Origin of the sequence: Microbacterium sp. KR10-403, from assembly GCF_040196215.1 — a bacterium.
Lineage (GTDB): Bacteria > Actinomycetota > Actinomycetes > Actinomycetales > Microbacteriaceae > Microbacterium.
Genome location: NZ_JBEGDC010000008.1, coordinates 79,747 through 101,923, shown reverse-complemented (window position 1 = coordinate 101,923; position 22,177 = coordinate 79,747). Strand labels below are relative to the sequence as shown.

General features: G+C 70.5%; 12 protein-coding genes. 6 read left to right on the top strand and 6 right to left on the bottom strand.

Annotation, left to right across the window (positions count from 1 at the left end; all coding sequences use genetic code 11):
• The first annotated feature begins 170 nt into the window (after window positions 1-170).
• A complete protein-coding gene (locus tag ABMQ42_RS17565) occupies window positions 171-1,160 on the top strand; it encodes a hypothetical protein (protein WP_349724303.1) in 990 nt (329 codons plus the stop codon).
• Window positions 1,161-1,498: 338 nt separating this feature from the next.
• Window positions 1,499-4,693 (top strand): ATP-binding protein, encoded by a 3,195-nt coding sequence (locus ABMQ42_RS17560; RefSeq protein WP_349724302.1) that lies wholly within the window; start codon window positions 1,499-1,501, stop codon window positions 4,691-4,693.
• 111 nt (window positions 4,694-4,804) lie between these two features.
• Here the strand turns inward: ABMQ42_RS17560 and ABMQ42_RS17555 are convergent, their stop codons facing one another.
• The 4 genes from ABMQ42_RS17555 to ABMQ42_RS17540 form a co-directional block, all read right to left on the bottom strand.
• On the bottom strand, window positions 4,805-5,629 hold the full coding sequence (locus ABMQ42_RS17555; protein WP_349724301.1) for an ABC transporter permease: 825 nt from the start codon (window positions 5,627-5,629) through the stop codon (window positions 4,805-4,807).
• Complete coding sequence (locus ABMQ42_RS17550; RefSeq protein WP_349724300.1) at window positions 5,626-6,615, bottom strand: ATP-binding cassette domain-containing protein; 990 nt, start codon at window positions 6,613-6,615, stop codon at window positions 5,626-5,628. Before ABMQ42_RS17550 ends, ABMQ42_RS17555 begins: the two co-directional genes overlap by 4 nt.
• A gap of 70 nt (window positions 6,616-6,685) precedes the next feature.
• Window positions 6,686-8,794 (bottom strand): acyltransferase family protein, encoded by a 2,109-nt coding sequence (locus ABMQ42_RS17545; protein WP_349724299.1) that lies wholly within the window; start codon window positions 8,792-8,794, stop codon window positions 6,686-6,688.
• Window positions 8,795-8,869: 75 nt separating this feature from the next.
• Window positions 8,870-9,736, bottom strand: a complete 867-nt coding sequence (locus ABMQ42_RS17540) for a spermidine synthase (protein WP_349724298.1) — start codon at window positions 9,734-9,736, stop codon at window positions 8,870-8,872.
• A gap of 396 nt (window positions 9,737-10,132) precedes the next feature.
• Here ABMQ42_RS17540 and rpoB point away from each other — a divergent pair, with 396 nt between their 5' ends.
• The 3 genes from rpoB (at window position 10,133) to ABMQ42_RS17525 (ending at window position 18,250) form a co-directional block, all read left to right on the top strand.
• Complete coding sequence (gene rpoB, locus ABMQ42_RS17535; RefSeq protein WP_349724297.1) at window positions 10,133-13,627, top strand: DNA-directed RNA polymerase subunit beta; 3,495 nt, start codon at window positions 10,133-10,135, stop codon at window positions 13,625-13,627.
• 44 nt (window positions 13,628-13,671) lie between these two features.
• Window positions 13,672-17,547 (top strand): DNA-directed RNA polymerase subunit beta', encoded by a 3,876-nt coding sequence (locus ABMQ42_RS17530; protein WP_349724296.1) that lies wholly within the window; start codon window positions 13,672-13,674, stop codon window positions 17,545-17,547.
• 94 nt (window positions 17,548-17,641) lie between these two features.
• The gene (locus tag ABMQ42_RS17525) at window positions 17,642-18,250 is read left to right on the top strand and encodes a hypothetical protein (protein ID WP_349724295.1); all 609 of its coding nucleotides are present in this window, start codon (window positions 17,642-17,644) and stop codon (window positions 18,248-18,250) included.
• 402 nt (window positions 18,251-18,652) lie between these two features.
• On the opposite strand, the gene ABMQ42_RS17520 is transcribed toward ABMQ42_RS17525, so the two are convergent.
• Window positions 18,653-20,140, bottom strand: a complete 1,488-nt coding sequence (locus tag ABMQ42_RS17520; protein ID WP_349724294.1) for a glutamate-cysteine ligase family protein — start codon at window positions 20,138-20,140, stop codon at window positions 18,653-18,655.
• A 70-nt stretch (window positions 20,141-20,210) separates the two neighbouring features.
• On the opposite strand from ABMQ42_RS17520, the gene ABMQ42_RS17515 reads away from it, so the two are divergent.
• A complete protein-coding gene (locus ABMQ42_RS17515) occupies window positions 20,211-21,443 on the top strand; it encodes an amidohydrolase (RefSeq protein WP_349724293.1) in 1,233 nt (410 codons plus the stop codon).
• Between the two features lie 124 nt (window positions 21,444-21,567).
• On the opposite strand, the gene ABMQ42_RS17510 is transcribed toward ABMQ42_RS17515, so the two are convergent.
• Complete coding sequence (locus tag ABMQ42_RS17510; protein WP_349724292.1) at window positions 21,568-22,149, bottom strand: hypothetical protein; 582 nt, start codon at window positions 22,147-22,149, stop codon at window positions 21,568-21,570.
• Between the last annotated feature and the right edge of the window lie 28 nt (window positions 22,150-22,177).

Genomic DNA, 22,177 nt, shown 5'->3' with positions numbered 1-22,177 from the left:
CTGCACGGGGGGCGCGGGAATCGGCGAAGCGGATGCTGTCACCTCGCCCCCCTGTCCGCCGCCGAGGGATGCGCGGGAAGGGCTGGGTTCTCCATGGTCCGCGGGGCATGCCATCCTGATCGGATGAACCGCACCCGCCTGTTCGTGCTCACCACCGCGATGCCGCGCGCATGACCCTCGAGGCGGTGGAGGCCGAGGTAAGGCCCCGACCTTGGCGTCCGTGGCGCAGCCCGTGGGCGTGGGGTGCCCTGCTGCTGCTGATCGCCCTGCCCTGGTATCTCGGCGGCGCCGGTCTCGACCTTCTGCCGTACCTGCTCACGCTCGTCGGCGGTTGGACGTTCGGATTCTCGTTCGTGAACCTCACCCTGCGCATGCCGCCGCGCCGCGGTCTCGTTCTCCACCTGGTGGTCGCCGTGCTCGCCGCCGTCGTGGTCGCCACCACGATCTTCGGTCAGGTCATCCCGGATGCGCGCATCCCGGAACGGTTGCGGGCGCTGCTGGTGCTGCTGCAGCTGGCCGTGATCCCCGCGATCGGCTGGATCTGGCTGGCTCTGCTCGGGAGGATCACGATCGCCGTGCGGCGACCGCGCGCGGAGAAGACCGTGCCCGGGTTCGCGCGCGAGCGCGACGGGTCGATCGTGCGCTTCCCTGCCGTGCGGATGCCCATCAGAGACCTGCGGATCGCCGTGGTCGTTCTCGTCGTCCTGCTCGGAGGGACCGCCCTCGCGCTGCTCGTTGCGTTCGACGCGTTCGTGCTGGGGCCAAAGATGACGGTCATCCTGCTCGGTACGGTGATCGGCCTGCCCGCCTACTACGGCCTGATGGCGTACTACCATCGGCGCACGATCGAGGCCTCGGTGTGGCTCGCATCCGGCCGGATGCGGATCGTCGCGGGCGCCGAACGTTTCGAGGTGGACTTCGCCGACATCCGGATGCTGCGCTGGCGCACCGACAGCGAGGAGGCGCGCGTGGAGGTGCGCACGGCGTCGCTCGACCTCTCGCTGATCGCCGGTCTCGCCCGGGTGCCCAAGGGAGCCATTGCGGCGCTGCCCGGGCTGCCACCGGACGTGCGGAGGTCGCTGGAGTCGGCGGGCCTCTCGGCGGAGACGGGCCGGGCGAAGGGGATGACCACCTGGACCCGTCGGGACGATGAACCCTGAGGGGGAGTATGGTCGCCGGCTCCGGTCGATTCGCGAACCTCGAGAACGACAGCGCGAAGCGACCGGACGCGCGAGATGGAGGCGCGAACGCGGAGAACGACAGCGCACGCGGAGAACGACAGTGCGAACGCCGCGGGCCGTGGCACCCACTCTCCCGGCACGGCGGCCGCTCACAGAGTTCGGACGATCGCACCAAGTTCGGACGCAAAGCGCCACATGGCTCCGAAGAAGGCGCGACCTTCCGAAGACTGTGACCCCGGCCCGCCCCGGGTCCCGCCTCACACCAGCCCCAGGGCGAAGCCCCGCGCCGCCGACCCGCCCGTGACTAGGCTCGCTCTGTGAGTTCCGACGGTCTGCGGGTGGCGGTTCTCGGCCCCGTGGCGGTCGAGGCCGGCGGCTCGCGCATCGACCTCGCCGGAGCCAACGCCCGCGCCCTGGTCGCGGCGCTCGCGCTGTCGCCGCGCACCGCGCGCAGCGTCGATGCGCTGGCGGATGACGTCTGGGGCGACGAGCTTCCGAAGAATCCGCGGGCGGCTCTCCAGACTCTCGTCTCGCGCGTGCGGGCCGCCGCCGGTGCCGACGCCGTGCGGAGCACCCCGGGCGGCTACGCGCTCGGTGACGCATCGACCGACCTGGCCGAGGCGGTGAGCCTGCTCGACGACGCAGCCCACGCCCCGGACGCCCTGGGCCCCCTCGACGCCGCGTGTGCGCTCTGGCGCGGTGAGCCCGGCGCGGACCTCGAGCCCGCCCCGGTGGCGGCGGCGGTGCGGGATGCCGCGGCAGCCCTCCGCGCTCGACTCGACGCCGCGCGAGCGCAGGGTCTGCGCGCGGCCGGCCGGCTCGACGAGGCCGTCGATGCGCTCGAAGCCCTCGCGGACGCGCACCCGTACGACGAGGTCGCGCATGCGCAGCTCATGCGGGCCCTCGCCGACGCGGGCCGCACCGCCGAGGCGCTGACCGTGTTCGCCGACCTGCGCGCCCGCCTGCGCGACGACCTCGGGGCCGATCCGGGCGAGGAGGTCGCGCGCCTGAACGCGTCGCTCCTGCGCGGACAGACGACGGCGACCACGACCCGTCTGCGCATCGGCCTGCAGGCGGCCCCCAACGAGCTGCTCGGCCGCGACGACGACCTGGCCGCGATCGACCGCCTGCTCACGCAGTCGCGCGTGGTGACGATCCTGGGCACCGGCGGACTCGGCAAGACCCGTCTCGCGCAGGCGGTGGCGGCGGCATCCGTCTCTCCCGCCGTGGTGGTCGTTCCGCTGGCCGGCGTGCGCGACGACGGCGACGTCATCCCGGCGATCGCCGGGGCACTCGGCATCAGCGAGGCGTCCGGCGGCGGCACGCTCGCCGACCTCCGTCTGGGCCCCGACCTGCGCGCCCGCGTGCTCGCGCCGTTCGCCGAGCAGCCCACCCTGCTCGTGCTCGACAACTGCGAGCAGGTCATCGACGGCGTCGCGGCATGGACCGCCGACGCTCTTGCGGCGGCGCCCGCGCTGCGCGTGCTCGCCACGAGCCGCACGCCGCTGGCCATCGCCGGAGAGGTCGTGTACCCGCTCGCCCCGCTCGGGCTCGAGCGCGCCGACGCCCCCGCCGTGCGGCTGTTCCTCGAGCGGGCGCGGGCGGTGCGGCCCGCGGCATCCCTCTCCCTCGACGTCATCACCCGACTCTGCGGCCACCTCGACGGGCTTCCGCTGGCGATCGAGCTGGCCGCCGCGCGCGTGCGCACGATGACCCCCGAGCAGATCGAGCAGCGCCTGCAGGACCGGTTCGCCCTGCTGACCACGGGCGACCGCACCGCCCCGGAACGCCATCGCACGCTCGAAGCCGTGATCGGCTGGAGCTGGGACCTGCTCGACGACGACGCCCGCCACGCGCTGGCCGTGCTGGCGGTGCTGCCCGCCGGATTCAGCGCCGACACCGCCGCAGCCGTGCTGCGCCGATCCGCCGACGACGTGATCGAGCGGCTCGTCTCGCAGTCGCTGCTGATCGCCGTGGAGCGGCCGGGCGGCCTGCGCTTCCGCATGCTCGAGACGATCCGCGAGTACGCGCTGGCACGGCTCGCCGACGACCCCGACGGTGTCGAGAAGGCGTGGGATGCCGCGGCCGAATGGGCGCGGATCTTCAGCACCGCACAGCTCGGGCACGCCTTCGAGCTCGACTCGCACACGCAGGTGCGCGCCGAGCACGACAATCTCATCGCCGTGCTGCGCCGTGCCATCGACCACGGCGACGACGTCACGACGGTCGCGCTGTTCGCCTTGCTCGCCCAGGCGTGGATGGTGCAGGGCGCGCTCACCGAGATGATCTCGTTCACCGAGCCCTCCGTCACGGCGGCGGTGCACCTGAGCGAGGACCGGGTGCGCGTCGACGCGCTCCTGGTCGTGCTGATCGTCGGCACACTGCTGGGCCAGTTCGCGCCCGGGCCCCTTGCGCTGCGCTCCCTCGCGCGCGTGCGGTCGCTGCGGCGCCGGCACCGCGACATCGAGCCCGTCATCGGCGCGCTCGCCGACGCGGTCGTGACGATCTTCGCGGCCTGGACGACCCATGAGACCGAGCGCGTGGAGATCGCGCTCGAGGGCATGCGCACCAGCGTCGATCCGGCGGCGCGGCTGGTCGGCGAGTCGCTGATCGCGCAGCTCGCCGAGAACGACGGGCGCCCCGAGGTCGCGCTGCAGGCCGCACGGCGGGTCGAAGAGCTTGCGGCCGAGACGGGGGCCGAGTGGTTCGCGGCGATGGCCGCGGCATCGGTCGCGGCGCTGGCGAGCCAGACCGGTCAGCCGGCGCTCGCGCTGGAGTGGCTCGATCGCGCCGACGAAGGGTACGGCCGGTTCTCCGCCGGAGAGCAGCAGCGCCAGCTCGCGTGGCTGCGCGCATCGAACCTCGTGGCGCTCGGCGAGATCGCCGCGGCCCGTGCGATCTACGCCGAGCTCGCCGGTACCAGCGAGCACGTCGAGGACGGGCCCGAAATCGCCGCCATCGGCGTGTACGGGCTGGCCGAGATCGCGCGGATCGACGGCGACAGTGCGGCCGAGGTGGCGGGCTTCGAACGTGCGATGGCGATGATGGATGCTGCGCTGGAGCGCGTGTCGCCGTGGCATCTCATGGCGCGGGCCGGTGCGCTGTCGGCCGTCGTGTTCGACGGGCTCATGTCACCTGCGGAACGGGCGCGCTGGGCCACGCGGCTGCGCAGCCGTACCCTCGCCACGGTCCGGCTGCGCACCGACGGCACCGACCGTCCGGTGCTGGGCACGGTGCTGGTGGGCTGGTCGGCGTGGATGATGCAGGATGCCGCGGACCTCGACCGCGGGCTGGAGGCGCTGGCCCTCGGCGAGGCGCTGGGCGCCCGGCAGGACATGCACAGCCTGAGCTGGGCCGAGCACGACTCCCGCGCGGCCGAGCTCGTCGGAGCCGAGCGGCTGGGGGCGGCGAAGGAAGCGGCGTCCGCCCTCGGTCGTGACGAGATGCTCGCGCGGGCGCTGACCGTGCTGCGCGCCCCGATGGCGAACGCCGAAACCGGGGATGTCCGCTGAGACCCAGGGCGACGCCCTCGGTCTCAGCAGGAATCCCCGGTCTCGACAATGGGTCGGCGGATGCGGCATCCACCGGCCCATCGTCACGCTGAGCGACCCAGCGACCCGCGCTCAGGCCTTGCGCATGTACGCGCGCACGGTGAGCGGCGCGAACACCGCGACGATGACGGCGGCGCCGAGCAGCGACATCCACACGTCCCCGGTGATGGCGCCGTTGTTGGCGATCTCACGGACGGCCGTGACCAGGTGCGAGACCGGGTTGATGTTCACGAACCACTGCAGCCAGTCGGGCATCGTCGACGGGTCGACGAACGCGTTCGAGAAGAACGTCAGCGGGAACAGGACGAGCATCGAGATGCCCTGCACGCTGCCGGCGGTACGGGCGATGACGCCGAAGAACGCGAAGATCCAACTGATCGCCCACGAGCAGGCGATGACGAGGATGCCGGCGAGCACGACGTTCCAGAATCCGCCGGCGGGGTGGTAGCCCATGACGACGCCCATGACGAAGGTCAGCGTGGTGGCGATCGCATAGCGGACGGTGTCGGCCAGCAGCGCTCCCGACAGGGGCGCGATGCGCGCGATCGGCAGCGAGCGGAACCGGTCGAACACGCCCTTGTCCATGTCCTCGCGCAGCTGCGTGCCGGTGACGACCGAGGTCGTGATGACCGTCTGCACGAGGATGCCGGGGATCAGCACGGGCAGGTAGCTCTGCACGTTTCCGGCGATGGCACCGCCGAACAGGAACGCGAACATCAGCGTGAAGATGATCGGCTGCACCGTCACGTCGACGAGCTGCTCGGGTGTGCGGCGGATCTTCACGAGGCCGCGGTAGGCCATCGTCAGCGTGTTCTGGAGGGTCTGCACGAGGCTCGTGCGGTTGCTCAGGCGCCGTTCGGACGCCGGGACGATCGGGGTGGCGGCGATGACGCTCATGCCCGGACCTCCTCTTTCTGTGCGGTGTCGACCTGGTCGGCGGCGTCATGACCGGTGATGGTCAGGAACACCTCGTCGAGCGTCGGCTTCTGCACGCTCATCTCGTCGAGGTGGATGCCCTCGTCGCGCAGCGTGATCAGCAGCTCGGCGACGCGGTCGGCGTCGGCCATGGGGGCGGTGATGCGGGATGCCTCGGGTGAGAGCGTCCCCGTGACGCCGAGCACGCGCTCGATGGCACGGAGGGCGTCGGCGGTGTCGGCGGCGTCGACCAGGCGCAGGATCAGGCTCGAGGTGCCCACCGACGACTTGAGCTCGTCGGCGGTGCCCTCGGCGACGACCTTGCCGCGGTCGATGACCGCGATCCGGTCGGCCAGCTGGTCGGCCTCGTCGAGGTACTGCGTGGTCAGCACGACCGTCGACCCGGTCGCGACCAGTTCGCGCACGGTGTCCCACATCTGCCCGCGGGTGCGCGGGTCCAGACCTGTGGTCGGCTCGTCGAGGAAGATGAGCGGGGGCTGTGCGATGAGGGATGCCGCGAGGTCGAGGCGTCGGCGCATGCCGCCCGAGAAGTTCTTCAGGGGGCGGCGGGCGGCCTCGGCCAGGCCGAACCGCTCGAGCAGGTCGGTCGACTTCGCCTTCGCGTCGGCGCGCGACAGGCCGAGCAGCCGGCCGAAGATCATGAGGTTCTCGGTGGCCGAGAGCGTCTCGTCGACCGAGGCGAACTGCCCGGTGACGCCGATCAGCTGGCGGACGACCTGCGGAACGCGCACGACGTCGTGGCCGAAGACGCGGGCCGAGCCCCCGTCCGGACGCAGCAGCGTCGCGAGCATGTTGATGGTGGTGGTCTTTCCGGCGCCGTTGGGACCGAGTACTCCGTAGACGGTGCCGGTCGCAACCCGCAGGTCGACGCCGTCGACCGCGCGGTTGGACCCGAACACCTTCACGAGGGAGTCGGCCTCGACGGCCCATTCGGTGGAACTTGTCATGCGACAAGCATCGGAAGGCGCTCTTTCACCGCGCTGTCGTGTCGCTGTCGTGCGCTGTCGGCGGCTGTCGTCAGCTGCCGAAGGGGACGACGGATGCCAGTGCTCGCTCCAGCTGCGGCCGCAGCGTGCGCATATAGGTGTTGGAGATGTGGTTGCGGTCGCGCCAGACGAGCACGTTGCCGACGACCGCGGGGCACACGCTCGGGCCGCAGATCCAGTCGACCGGGTCGATCACCGCGACCCCCGCGGCCCGGGCGGCGTCGGCGGCTCCGTCGGTGTGCACCGCGGCCGCGCGGTCGAGGTCGCACGCGTGCGGACGCGTCTCGTGCGCGGCCACGCAGTCGCGCACGTACACATCGCCCGCATCGGTGCCCCAGGGCGTGTCGCGGAGCACGATAGGCACGCTGCCGGCCGCCCGCAGACTCGCGAACTCATCGGCGAATCCCGGGCGCGGGTCCGCGACGAAGCTGCTGCCGCTCCACGAGGCGATCAGCACCGCGTCCGGTCGGCTCCGCTCGAGTGCCCGCAGCGTCTCCGCGTTCGTCTTCGTGCACGAGGTGTGCTGGGCGCGCTCGAGGGTGCGCGGCACCGGCGTGAACGGGCACGAGTTGCGCACGTACGTCGTCAGCCGCCAGTGCCGTGCGCGGGCGATCTCATCCAGCACGCCGATCCACTGCCCGGCATGCGAGTCGCCGACCAGTGCCACATCGACGGTGCCCGCGGCATCCCCGAACGTGCACGGCTTCACCGCGTCGGCGTACACGTCCGCGATGCAGTCGCGCCAGGCGGGCAGATCGAGACCCGCGCGGGCGGGCGCCGGAGCGATGGCGGTGCGGCCGTCGACGAAGGATGCCCCGTCCGCCGTCGCCCATGCGGCGGCCCCGAACCCGGTCGGCGGGGCCGTCAGCAGCGCGTGGGCGGCGGCCGTCTGCTCGCCCTCGACGGCCGACGCGCGCACCGCGGGCGCCACGGCGACCCCGATCGCGAGGACGGTCACCGCGCCGCCGGCCAGCACCGCGCGCCACGGGCGCGCGGCCAGCGGCTTCCACCGCCGCGCGGGCGTCTCCACGAACCGGTGCGAGAGCGCCGCGAGCACGAGCGAGAGCGCGATGAGCCCGAGGGCCTCCCACCAGTGGAAGCGCCGTGCCAGCAGATGCCCGGCCACCACGACCACCGGCCAGTGCCACAGGTAGAGGGAGTACGACACGTCGCCCACCCACTGCACCGGGCGCAGATCGGTGATCCGGTGCAGCGAACCGGCACCCGCGGTCCGCCCGGCCGCGATGATCGCGAGCGTGCCCACCACCGGCGCGATCGCGCCCTGACCGGGGAAGGGCGTCTTCTCGGTGTAGAAGACGGCGACCGCGACGAGCACCGCCAGGCCCGCCAGGGCCGAGAGGACGCGCACCTGCCCGCGGACGCCCCAGCCGGCCGCGGGCAGGAGCGCAGCGAGAAGACCACCGGCGGCGAGCTCCCACACCCGCGCGGTGGTCACGAAGTAGGCGGCGGGGTCGCCCTGCCGCACGAGCCCGGCCGACAGCGCCAGCGACGACACGAGGACGACCGCGAACAGCACGGCGGCCAGAGGGCGCACGCCCACACGGGGCCGCCGGTCCGCGGCATCCGCCCGCCGTCGCAGCCGGCCCGCGATCGCGAGCGCCGCGATCACCGCCAGCGGCCAGAAGAGGTAGAACTGCTCCTCGACGCCCAGCGACCAGAAGTGCTGCAGCGCCGTGGGCGCGTTGTCGGCGGCGAGGTAGTCGACGGAGTCGGATGCCAGGACCCAGTTCTCCACGCTGAGCAGCGACGCCACGGCATGGCGCGAGATCTCGCCCCACTGCGACAGCGGCCACCACATCACGGTCGCCGCGAGCACGGCGAGCACCGTGACGAGCGCGGCCGGCATGATGCGCCGGACCCGTGCCGCCCAGAACGCGGGCAGCGAGATGCGGCCGTTCGCCTCGGCCCCGCGCAGCAGATGGGAGGTGATCAGAAAGCCCGAGATCACGAAGAACACGTCGACGCCCACGAAGCCGCCGGGGGCCGCCGCGGGGTAGAAGTGGTAGACCACCACGAGCGTGACGGCCAGGGCGCGCAGCGCCTGGACCTCGGGGAGGAACCGGCGACGGCTCGGCGAGGCCCGCGCGGGGGCGGGCGGGGCGAGGGCGGCCGATGTCATCGGGCTCAGTTCAGCCGAGATCGGTGAACCGACGTCGACGCTCCGGCGACACGGAGGCGAAGAGCGGACGACGCGCTATCGCTCGAAGAGGGTCGTGCTCGGTTTCGGGGAGGGGCGGGCCGCGGCATCCACCACCGGCGCCAGCGACCCCGCGAACTCGTCGATCTCGCGCCCCTGCGCCACCTTGGCGGGATGGGGTCCTGCGGCCATCAGCCGCGGCAGCCACTGCGTGGGCAGCGGCGCCGCCGACGCCGCGATCACGAGGTTGCCGAAGCGGCGCCCCTTCAGCGTCTGCACCTCGGCGAGCACGATGACATGCTCGAGCACGGCACGCACGGTCGCGACCTGCTGGCGGGCGAACGCGAGCCCGGCGCCGTCGGCGACGTTCACCAGCAGCACGCCCGTGGGGCTCAGAAGAGTGGATGCCGTCCGGTAGAACTCCACGGTCGTCAGGTGCGCGGGCGTCTGAGCGCCGGCGTAGACGTCCGACACGACGAGATCGACGGTGCCCGTCAGCGCCGGGGGAAGGCGGGTCAGACCCTCGCGCGCGTCGCCGATGCGCACCCGGATGCCGGCATTCTTCGGCAGCGGCAGGTGCTCGCGCACGAGGTCCCACAGCGCCGGCTCGAGCTCGATCACCTGCTGCCGCGATCCCGGCCGGGTCTGGGCGATGTAGCGGGGGATGGTCAGGGCCCCCGCACCGAGGTGCACGGCCGTGAGCGGCTGGCCGGGCAGCCGCAGCTGGTCGATGACCGCGCCCATGCGCGCGACGTACTCGAAGTGCAGGTGCGTCGGGTCGTCGAGGTCGACGTGCGACTGCGGCGTCTCGCCGACCATGAGCTCGAAGCCTGTCGTGTAGGGGCTCGGCACGACCCGAGCCAGGGTGCCGTCCGACAGGCGCGTCTGCGGAGCGTCGTCGTCGCGCTGTCTGTTCCGGCCCACGGGCTCAGGGTATCGGGCGCGGTGTGGCGGGCGCGGTGTGTTCAGAACTCAGCTGATCCGCGCGCCGGGGCGCGGATGCGACGTTGTACGCTGTACCGGAGTCACGGTCTTGATGAGTTCTGAACGGAGAGCTGCGAGGTTATACCGCAGGATCCGAACCTCGTCAAGAATCGGGCTGGACATGGCGCGTCGCAACGCCTATAGTAGGTAGTTGCGCTCTGGTTCTCCCTGCCTTCATATGGTGGTCGGCTGTGCTTGTGTGCCCCCGCTGTTCCCGATGGACTCGTCAGAGCATCCGATGGGCGGCGTTGCGAGGCGCGCAGGGTTCGGGGATGAGAGCGCGCCACCTGTCGACAAGGAACCGAAGCCCGCACCGGGCTCATGGAGGTTATCCCCTTGGCTGCTGCGCCCAACGCATCCAACACCACCACCCCCAAGAACGGCCGCGGAGCATCCCGCCTCTCGTTCGCCAAGATCTCCGACACGCTGACTGTCCCCGATCTGCTCGCACTGCAGACGGAGTCGTTCGACTGGCTCATCGGCAGCGACGCGTGGAAGACCCGCGCCGCAGAGTCGAGGGCCGCCGGCCGCGCCGACACGCCTGAGCACAGCGGCCTGGAGGAGATCTTCGAGGAGATCTCTCCCATCGAAGACCTCAGCGAGACGATGCAGCTGAGCTTCACGAACCCGTACCTCGAGCCGGAGAAGTACTCGATCGAGGAGTGCAAGGAGCGCGGCAAGACCTACGCCGCCCCGCTGTACGTCGAGGCCGAGTTCATGAACCACCAGACCGGTGAGATCAAGACCCAGACGGTCTTCATGGGCGACTTCCCGCTCATGACCGACAAGGGCACGTTCATCATCAACGGCACCGAGCGCGTCGTCGTGTCGCAGCTCGTCCGTTCGCCCGGTGTCTACTTCGACAAGACCCCCGACAAGACGAGCGACAAGGACATCGTCTCGGCGCGCGTCATCCCGAGCCGCGGCGCGTGGCTCGAGTTCGAGGTCGACAAGCGCGACCAGGTCGGCGTGCGCATCGACCGCAAGCGCAAGCAGTCGGTCACCGTGTTCCTGAAGGCGCTCGGCCTGTCCAGCGACGACATCCTCAGCGAGTTCGCCGGCTTCACTTCGATCGAGGACACGCTGAGCAAGGACACGATCCTCACCCAGGAGGAGGCGCTGCGCGACATCTACCGCAAGCTGCGTCCGGGTGAGCAGGTGGCCGCCGAGGCCGCCCGCAGCCTGCTCGACAACTACTACTTCAACCCCAAGCGCTACGACCTCGCCAAGGTCGGCCGGTTCAAGATCAACCAGAAGCTGGGCGTCGAGGCGCCGCTGTCGGAGTCGACCCTGAGCGTCACCGACATCGTCGAGACCATCAAGTACCTGGTGCGCCTGCACCGCGGCGACGCGACCTTCACCGGCCGTCGCGGCGGCAAGGACGTCGAGATCCGCATGGACGTCGACGACATCGACAACTTCGGCAACCGTCGCATCCGCGCGGTGGGCGAGCTCATCCAGAACCAGGTCCGCACGGGTCTGTCGCGCATGGAGCGCGTCGTCCGCGAGCGCATGACCACGCAGGACATCGAAGCCATCACCCCGCAGACCCTGATCAACGTGCGACCCGTCGTCGCCGCGATCAAGGAGTTCTTCGGCACCTCGCAGCTGTCGCAGTTCATGGACCAGAACAACCCGCTCGCGGGCCTGACCCACAAGCGCACGCTGTCGGCGCTGGGCCCCGGCGGTCTGTCGCGTGAGCGCGCCGGCGTCGAGGTGCGTGACGTGCACCCCTCGCACTACGGCCGCATGTGCCCGATCGAGACGCCGGAAGGCCCGAACATCGGTCTGATCGGCCGCCTCGCGACCTTCGCGCGCATCAACTCGTTCGGCTTCATCGAGACGCCGTACCGTCGCGTCGTCGAGGGCAAGGTCACCGACCAGATCGACTACCTGACCGCGACCGAGGAAGAGGACTTCATCGTCGCGCAGGCCAACGCGCCCCTCAAGGCCGACGGCCGCTTCGCGGAAGACCGGGTCCTCGCCCGCCAGAAGGGTGGCGAGGTCGACCTGGTCCACGCCGAGGAGATCGGCTACATGGACGTCTCCCCGCGCCAGATGGTGTCGGTCGGCACGTCGATCATCCCGTTCCTCGAGCACGACGACGCGAACCGCGCCCTCATGGGTGCGAACATGCAGAAGCAGGCCGTTCCGCTGCTGCGCAGCGAGTCGCCCGTGGTCGGCACCGGTATGGAGGGCTACATCGCCATCGACGCCGGTGACGTCATCACCGCGCAGAACGCCGGTGTGGTCGCCGAGGTCTCGGCCGACAAGGTGACGGTGCAGCTCGACGAGGGTGGCATCCAGGAGTACTACCTGCGCAAGTTCGACCGCTCGAACCAGGGCACCTGCTACAACCAGCGCGTGGTCGTCTCGGCCGGTGAGCGCGTCGAGGTCGGCGAGGTTATCGCCGACGGCCCCGCCACCGAGAACGGCGAGCTCGCGCTCGGCAAGAACCTGCTCGTCGCGTTCATGACGTGGGAGGGCTACAACTACGAGGACGCGATCATCCTCAGCCAGAACCTGGTGAAGGACGACACCCTCTCCTCGATCCACATCGAGGAGTACGAGGTCGACGCCCGCGACACCAAGCTCGGCAAGGAGGAGATCACCCGCGACCTCCCCAACGTCAGCCCCGACCTGCTGAAGGACCTCGACGAGCGCGGCATCGTCCGCATCGGCGCCGAGGTGCGTCCCGGCGACATCCTCGTCGGCAAGGTCACGCCGAAGGGCGAGACCGAGCTGTCGGCCGAGGAGCGCCTGCTCCGCGCAATCTTCAACGAGAAGAGCCGCGAGGTGCGCGACACGTCGCTGAAGGTGCCCCACGGTGAAGAGGGCACGATCATCGCGGTCAAGGAGTTCAACGCCGAGGACGGCGACGACGAGCTCGGCAACGGCGTGAACCGCCGCGTCGTGGTCTACATCGCCCAGAAGCGCAAGATCACCGCGGGTGACAAGCTCGCCGGCCGTCACGGCAACAAGGGCGTCATCTCGCGCATCCTGCCGGTCGAGGACATGCCGTTCCTCGCCGACGGCACGCCGGTCGACGTCATCCTGAACCCGCTCGGCATCCCCGGCCGCATGAACTTCGGTCAGGTGCTGGAGACCCACCTCGGGTGGATCGCCAAGACCGGCTGGAAGGTCGAGGGCGAGCCGGAGTGGGCCAAGGAGCTCCCCGCGGACGCCCGCGAGGCCGCGCCCGGCACGAAGGTCGCGACCCCGGTGTTCGACGGCGCGCACGAGGAGGAGATCGCGGGTCTGCTCGACTCGACGCTCCCCACGCGCGACGGCGACCGCCTGATCGACTCCAGCGGCAAGACCACGCTGTACGACGGCCGCAGCGGCGAGCCCTTCCCGGCTCCCATCTCGGTCGGCTACATGTACATCCTGAAGCTGCACCACCTCGTCGACGACAAGATCCACGCCCGCTCGACCGGCCCGTACTCGATGATCACGCAGCAGCCGCTGGGTGGTAAGGCGCAGTTCGGTGGCCAGCGCTTCGGTGAGATGGAGGTGTGGGCCCTCGAGGCCTACGGTGCCGCCTACGCCCTGCAGGAGCTGCTGACGGTCAAGTCGGACGACATCCTGGGTCGCGTCAAGGTGTACGAGGCCATCGTCAAGGGCGAGAACATCCCCGAGCCTGGCACGCCCGAGTCGTTCAAGGTGCTCATGAAGGAGATGCAGTCGCTCTGCCTGAACGTCGAGGTGCTCTCGGCCGACGGCACGGCGGTCAACCTCCGTGACACCGACGACGAGGCGTTCCGCGCAGCGGAGGAGCTCGGCATCAACATCTCCAGCCGCTTCGAGACCTCGTCGATCGACGAGATCTGATCCGGCCCGGCCGATATTTCAAGAATTCCGACACAGGAGAAATAGTGCTCGACGCAACTACTTTCGATGAGCTTCGCATCGGTCTGGCCACCGCCGACGACATCCGTCGTTGGTCGTACGGTGAGGTCAAGAAGCCCGAGACCATCAACTACCGCACGCTCAAGCCCGAGAAGGACGGTCTGTTCGGTGAGCAGATCTTCGGGCCCAGCCGCGACTGGGAGTGCGCCTGCGGCAAGTACAAGCGCGTCCGCTTCAAGGGCATCGTCTGCGAGCGCTGCGGCGTGGAGGTCACCAAGTCCTCCGTCCGCCGCGAGCGGATGGGCCACATCGAGCTGGCCGCCCCGGTCACGCACATCTGGTACTTCAAGGGCGTCCCGTCGCGCCTCGGGTACCTGCTCGACATGGCGCCGAAGGACCTCGAGAAGGTCATCTACTTCGCCGCGTACATGGTCATCTCGGTCGACGAAGAGGGCCGCCACCGCGACCTTCCCACGCACGAGAACAACCTCCGCCTGGAGATGAAGACCATCGCCGACCGTCGTGACGCCCGCGTCGCGACCCGTCTGGCCAAGCTCGAGGAAGACCTCGCCGCCCTTGAGGCGGAAGGCGCCAAGGCCGACCAGAAGAAGAAGACGAAGGATGCCGCCGAGAAGGAGATGGCATCCATGCGCAAGAACGCGGACGAGCAGATCGCCCGCCTCGAGCGCGTCTGGGAGGACTTCCGCACCCTCGAGGTCGGCGCCCTCAAGCCCGAGGACGACGTGTTCCACGAGCTGCAGGACCGCTTCGGCCAGTACTTCGAGGCCTACATGGGCGCGGAGTCGATCCAGCGTCGCCTGCAGAGCTTCGACCTGGCCGCCGAGGCCGACAACCTGCGCCTGCAGATCGCCGAGGGCAAGGGCCAGCGCAAGATCCGTGCGATCAAGCGCCTCAAGGTCGTGAACTCGTTCCTGTCGACGGGCATGAGCCCGGCATCCATGGTCCTCGACGTCGTTCCGGTGATCCCGCCGGAGCTGCGCCCGATGGTCCAGCTGGACGGCGGCCGCTTCGCCACCAGCGACCTGAACGACCTGTACCGTCGCGTGATCAACCGCAACAACCGCCTCCGTCGTCTGATCGATCTCGGTGCCCCCGAGATCATCGTCAACAACGAGAAGCGGATGCTGCAGGAGGCCGTCGACGCGCTGTTCGACAACGGCCGCCGCGGCCGCCCGGTCACCGGTACCGGCAACCGTGCGCTCAAGTCGCTGTCCGACATGCTCAAGGGCAAGCAGGGCCGGTTCCGCCAGAACCTGCTCGGCAAGCGCGTGGACTACTCGGGCCGTTCGGTCATCATCGTCGGCCCGACGCTGAAGCTGCACCAGTGCGGTCTGCCCAAGCAGATGGCGCTCGAGCTGTTCAAGCCGTTCGTGATCAAGCGCCTCATCGACCTGGGTCACTCGCAGAACATCAAGGCCGCCAAGCGCGCCGTCGAGCGCACCCGCCCCGAGGTGTGGGACGTGCTCGAGGAGATCATCCGCGAGCGCCCCGTGCTGCTGAACCGTGCGCCCACGCTGCACCGTCTGGGCATCCAGGCGTTCGAGCCGCAGCTCGTGGAGGGCAAGGCCATCCAGCTCCACCCGCTCGTGTGTGCGGCGTTCAACGCCGACTTCGACGGTGACCAGATGGCCGTGCACCTGCCGCTGTCGGTCGAGGCGCAGGCCGAGGCCCGCATCCTCATGCTGGCGTCGAACAACATCCTGAAGCCGTCGGACGGCCGCCCGGTGACCCTGCCCTCGCAGGACATGATCATCGGTCTGCACTACCTGACGACGCTCAAGGAGGGCGCCGACGGCGAAGGCCGCGTGTTCGGCTCGGTCGGCGAGGCGATCCTCGCCCGCGACGAGGGCACGCTCGACCTGCAGGCCAAGGTGCGCATCCGCATCCCGGGTCTCGCCTTCCTCGAGGGCGAGTCGCCCGAGGGCTACGAGACCCACGGCCTGGTCGACACCTCGCTGGGCCAGGCGATCTTCAACGACACGCTGCCCAAGGGCTACCCGTTCGTGCGCGAGCAGGCCGACAAGGGCAAGCTCAGCCAGATCGTGAACAAGCTGGCCGAGGAGTACCCGAAGGTCACCGTGGCCGCCGCCCTCGACGCGATCAAGGACGCCGGCTTCTACTGGGCCACCCGTTCGGGCGTGACGGTCGCGATGAGCGACATCCTCACTCCTCCGAACAAGGCGGAGATCATCGGCGCGCACGAGAAGCGCGCGGCGAAGGTCCAGGGCCAGTACGAGAAGGGTCTGACCACCGACGCCGAGCGTCGCCAGGAGCTCATCAAGATCTGGACCGAGGCGACCGACGAGGTCCAGAAGGCGATGCGCGACAACTTCCCGGCCGACAACACCATCAACCGCATGGTGTCGTCGGGTGCCCGTGGTAACTGGCTGCAGATCCGGAACATCGCCGGTATGCGCGGCCTGGTGAACAACCCGAAGGGTGAGATCATCCCGCGCCCGATCATCTCCTCGTACCGCGAGGGGCTGAGTGTGGCCGAGTACTTCATCGCCACGCACGGTGCCCGTAAGGGTCTGGCCGACACCGCTCTGCGCACCGCCGACTCGGGTTACCTGACCCGTCGTCTGGTGGATGTCTCGCAGGACGTCATCATCCGCGAAGAGGACTGCGGCACCACCAAGGGCCTCGAGCTGCCGATCGCCGCTCCCGGCGTCGACGGTGCGCTCGTCCGCGACGCGAACGTCGAGAACTCGGTGTTCGCCCGCACCCTGGCGGCGGACGTCGTGTCCGAGGCCGGCGAGGTGCTGGCCGAGGCCGGCTCCGACGTCGGCGACGTGCTGATCAACAGCCTCGTCGAGGCCGGCATCGAGACGATCAAGGTGCGCTCCGTGCTCACCTGTGACTCTGCGGTCGGCGTGTGCGCGAAGTGCTACGGCCGTTCGCTCGCGACCGGCAAGCTCGTCGACATCGGCGAGGCCGTCGGCATCATCGCGGCCCAGTCGATCGGTGAGCCCGGCACGCAGCTGACGATGCGTACCTTCCACACCGGTGGTTCGGCGTCGGCGGACGACATCACCCAGGGTCTGCCGCGTGTCACCGAGCTGTTCGAGGCGCGCACGCCCAAGGGCGCGTCGCCGATCGCCGAGGCCGACGGCCGCGTGACGATCGACGAGACGGAGAAGACCCGCAAGGTCATCCTGACCCCCGACAACGGCGACGAGCCGCACGTGTACCCGGTCCTCAAGCGCGCCACGCTGCTCGTGGAGGACGGCCAGCACGTCTCGGTCGGCCAGCCGCTGCAGGTGGGCACGCTCGACCCCAAGGAGATCATGCGCGTCCAGGGCGCCCGCGAGGTGCAGAAGTACCTTGTCAACGGCGTGCAGGGCGTGTACCGCTCGCAGGGTGTGCCGATCCACGACAAGCACATCGAGGTCATCGTGCGCCAGATGCTGCGCAAGGTCACCGTGGTCGACCACGGCGAGACCACGCTGCTGCCCGGTGAGATGGTCGACTCGCGCCGCTTCATCGACATCAACCGTGCGTCGGTCGGCGAGGGCAAGCGCCCGGCGTCGGGTCGTCCCGAGCTGATGGGTATCACCAAGGCGTCGCTCGCCACCGAGTCGTGGCTGTCGGCCGCGTCGTTCCAGGAGACGACGCGCGTCCTGACGCAGGCCGCAATGGAGGGCAAGAGCGACCCGCTCGTGGGCCTGAAGGAGAACGTGATCATCGGAAAGCTGATCCCCGCCGGCACCGGACTGACGAAGTACCGGAACGTCGTCGTGGAGGCCACCGAAGAGGCGAAGAGCGAGCGGTACCCCAACCGCATCTTCGCTTCGGACGGTGCGTACAGCGACGCCGACCTGAGCTACGTCGACTTCGACAGCTTCTCGACGGACGACTACACCCCGGGTTCGTACAACTGATCCGACCCGCAGCAGGAAGGCCCCCGGCACGCGCCGGGGGCCTTCCTCGTTTTCCGGCGTCCGCCGCGTAGCGTGGAGGGCGGGGGAGGGTGCGATGATCGGGGGACGCAACGGCTGGATCGCCTGGCCGGTCGGCATCGTGTGCGTCGGCGTGGTCGGGGCACTCGTGTGGCTGGCGGTACCCGGCGTGCCCACGGCCGTGCAGTTCGCGGGCGATGTGCTGCGCTCGGGCACGCGGCAGCTCGAGGCGGCGTCGGCATCACCCGAGCCGGTCGTGACGATCGCCGCGGGCGACGACTGCCGCGACCTCTACCCCAGCGACCTCTGGATGGAGCTCACCTGGAGCCCCGACCACGTCCTCAACCAGTCGCAGGACGCACCCGCGACCTCGGCCGCCGCGGTGCGCGACGCCCTGTCGCCGCAGGTGCTGATGACCTGTGCCTGGCGGACGGACGACGGCCAGACCCTCACGACGACGCTGTCGCGGGTGGATGCCGCGGCCGCCGCGATCGCCCGTGACGCGTTCACCGGCGCGGGGTTCGCCTGCGCCCCGCTGGGGGCCGGCGTGCGATGCACGCGGACTGTCGACGGCGTCGGCGAGGACGACATCGTCGACGGGGACCTCTGGCTGGTCACCACCGAGGACGGCTGGCGTCCCGAGGACTACACCGACCGCCTCGCGCAGCACCTCTGGCCGCGGTAGCGGGAGCCCGGCACCCCCCGGGTTCGGCAGGCGGCTTCTGCAGGTCTGGCCGCGCAGGGCTTGTCGTTTGTGACTGCCGAACATGGGGTGGCGCGCGGTGCGCGTGTTCAGCAGGCGGTTTCTGCAGGCCGGAGCGCCGGCCGGCTGCAGTTCGTGACTGTTGAACCGTGGCGTGGGATGGATGTCGCGGCGAGGCGCTGCAGGGTTCGGCAGGCGGTATCTGCGGTCCGGAGCGCGCGCGACTGCAGTTCGCGACTGTTGAACACCCGCGGGCACACCTTGAACACCCGCGGGCACACCTTGATCAGCCCGGCCGGGGGTCTGTGAACAGGAAGTTCAATGGGCTTTTCGGATGCGTGTCATCCTGGCCCGGCGCGCGCACCAGGGCGTGAAGCCGCGACCTCATCGCCTGGGGCCCGGCACCTCCCACGTGTGCACCGGGGCGTTGGCGTCCATGCCCTCCATGTAGAGCTTCAGCATCTCGGCGAGGGCCGCCTCGCGTTCGAGGCCTCGGTCCTCGAACGCCCGCACCGCGGCCACCTGCCACGACGCCCCGTTGACGCGGTCCCGGCAGCGCCCCTCGATGATCGACAGGTACCTGTCGCGGACGGCGGCCGAGACATCCCACCGCTGAAGGCCCTCGTGCGCGAGCGGCAGCAGCCGGCGCAGCACGAGCTCGTCCCACGGCACGGCGCCGATGCCGGGCCAGTAGAACGTCGCGTCCACGCCGCGTCGCGCGCCCTCGGCGAAGTTCGCGCGGGCCGCGTCGAAGCTCATCTTCGTCCACATCGGGCGGTCCTGCTCGGCGAGCATGCGCACCATGCCGTAGTAGAACGCCGCGTTCGCCATGATGTCGGCGACCGTCGGCCCCGCCGGCAGCACGCGGTTCTCCACGCGCAGGTGCGGCGTGCCGTCGACGACGTCGTACACCGGGCGATTCCAGCGGTACACCGTGCCGTTGTGCAGCCGCAGCTCCTGCAGCAGGGGAGCGCGACCCGCACGCAGCTCGGCCTCGGGGTCCTCATCGGTGGTCTCGGGGAGCAGCGCCGGGAAGTACCGCACGTTCTCCTCGAACAGGTCGAAGATGCTCGTGACCCACCGCTCGCCGAAGAAGACGGGCGGGCGCACGCCCTGATTGCGCAGTTCGGGGGACCGGGTGTCGGTGGCCTGCAGGAACAGCTCGGTGCGGGTCTCGGCCCACAGGTGCTTGCCGAACAGATACGGCGAGTTGGCGCCGAGGGCCAGCTGCGGGCCCGCGAGGATCTGCGCGGCGTTCCAGTGCGCGGCGAACGACGAGGGCGCCACCTGCAGATGCAGCTGCACCGAGGTGCACGCCGATTCGGGCGCGATGGTCGGCGAGTACATGCGCAGCGACTCGGTGCCGACGATGTTGAGCTCGAGATCCTCGCGGCGCGCGGCGAAGATCGCCTCGTCGAGGGCGGCGTAGCGCGGGTTGGCGCTCATCCACTCGCCCTCCAGCTGCTCGGGGCGCAGCGTGGGGAGGATGCCGACCATGACGATGCGCGCACCCGCCTCACGCGCCCGCTCGTCGGCGTGGTTCATCGACCAGCGCAGCAGCTCTTCGAGGTCGATCGCCGAGTCGCCCGGCAGCGGCCGCGGCGGGACGTTGAGCTCGATGTTGTAGCGTCCCAGCTCGGTCTGGAACGCGGGATCGGCGATGGCCCCGAGCACCTCGCCGTTCGCCATCTTCGGCCGTCCCTCGTCATCGACGAGGTTGAGCTCGATCTCGAGCCCGGTCAGCGGCCGCTCGAGCTCGAACACCTGCTCGTGCAGCATCTGCTCGAACACGTCGAGGCACCGCTGCACCTTGGCGCGGTACGCGGTGCGCTGCTCGCGCGTGAACTCGAGCGAGGAGATGTCGTCTCCCATGGCGACGAGCATGGCACATCGCGGCCGCCGTGTCGCGTCTACGCTGGGACGACGAAGGGGGAGACGAACAGTGGATGACGCATCCGACGAGACCACGCCGGCCCCGGCCGGCACGGCCGACCCGGGCGCGGGGCGCGGCCCCGCCTGGCTCGACGAGGCTCTGAGCACCGAGCTGCCCAGGCTGGTACGCCTGCGGCGGCACCTGCACGCGCATCCCGAGCTCTCCTGGCAGGAGAGCGCGACGACCCAGCTGCTGCACGACGTGCTGGCTGCCGCGGGCATTCCCGCCCAGGTGCTCCCCGGCGGCACGGGGCTGGTCGCCGAGCTCGACGGCGGCGCGCCCGGACCCGTGGTCGGCCTGCGCGCCGACATCGACGCGCTGCCGGTCCTCGAGGGCAGCGGGCTGCCGTTCGCCTCGACCGTCCCGGGCGTCGCACACGCATGCGGGCACGACGTGCACACGACCGTGCTCGTGGGCACGGCGCTCGCGCTGCACGCGGCACCGGCCTTCGCCGGCCGCGTGCGACTGCTGTTCCAGCCCGCGGAGGAGCGGATGCCCGGCGGGTCGCACCAGCTCGTGGCATCCGGCGCGCTCGAGGGCGTCGACCGCGTGTTCGCGCTGCACTGTGATCCGCGGGTGCCCGTCGGGCAGGTGGGCCTGCGGGTGGGGTCCATCACCTCGGCGTGCGACATGATCGAGCTCGAGGTCACCGGACCCGGCGGTCACACCTCACGACCGCACCTGACCGTCGACGTCGTCGGGGCGCTCGCCATGGTCGCGACGCGGCTGCCGCTGCTGGTGAACCGCCGCTTGGATCCCCGTTCGGGCGCGTTGCTGGTGTGGGGCGCGATCCAGGCGGGTGCGGCATCCAATGTCATCCCCCGGCAGGGCACGCTCGGCGGCACCCTGCGCGTCATGGACCGCGCCGCATGGGAGCTGGCCGAGCCCGTCGTCACCGAGCTCGTCGAGCAGCTGCTCGCGCCCAGCGGCGCCGAGCACCGGCTCACCTACATCCGCGGGGTGCCGCCGGTGGTCAACGACGCCGCCTCGGTCGCGTTGTTGCAGCGCGCCGTGACCGCCGGCGTCGGGGTGGACGCGGTCACCGACGCCGAGCAGTCGGCCGGCGCCGAGGACTTCGCCGTGCTGCTCGACCACGCGCCCGGCGCGTTGGCCCGGCTGGGGGTCTGGGACGGCCTCGAGCCCCAGGTCGATCTGCACTCGTCGGCGTTCCGCGCCGACGAGCGGGCGATCCCGGTCGGGGTGCGCACGCTCGTGCACACGGTGCTGGCAGTGGGGGAGTGAGCCCGCCGCCCGCACGTCGCGTTCAGAACTCAGCGATTCTGCGGGCCCGAAGGCGAGTTCACGTCGATTCGCGGGCCGCGCGCGCGATTCTTGCGGAGTTCTGAACGCTGCGCCGAGCTGACCCTCACCCGAAGATGTGCGCGACGAGGCTGGCCGTGTACCCGTCCGGTGCGAGGTTCGAGTACTGGGTGTCGATCATCACGCCGTCGCGCCAGAACATCGTGCGCCCGTCGGTGACGGGGTACTGCTTGTTCTTCCAGGTGCGCTCGCAGCGGGTGCCCTCATCGGGCGTGTAGCAGGTGGCGCCCTTTTCGCGGAAGGCGTTCATCGCGTCGAGCGCCGGGCCGCGGTCGATGTACGAGATGGTCGTGGTGAGGTTCGTGGTGTCGGCGCTGGGCGAGCCCCACACGCAGATGAGCGAGCCGTCGGACTGCACACCCGTCGGCCCGAATGCCTTGTCGTTCAGCGGCTGGTCCTGCAGCTGGGCGAGCACCGCGGCTGACACGATGGCGCGGCAGTCGGTGGGCAGCGCGACCGCGGGCGCGGCGGTCGGCGTGGTCGTCGGCGTGGGGGTCCCGGTCTGCTCGGCGACGGCCGGCGGCGTCGACGCGGGCGTGGTCGGCGCCGGGTCGGGTGCGCAGGCGGCCAGCACCGTGAGCAGGAGGAGGGATGCCGCGGCCGCGGCCGCAGTCGTGATCCGGCGCATCCCCTCACTGTAGAAGGAGCGCGGTGCG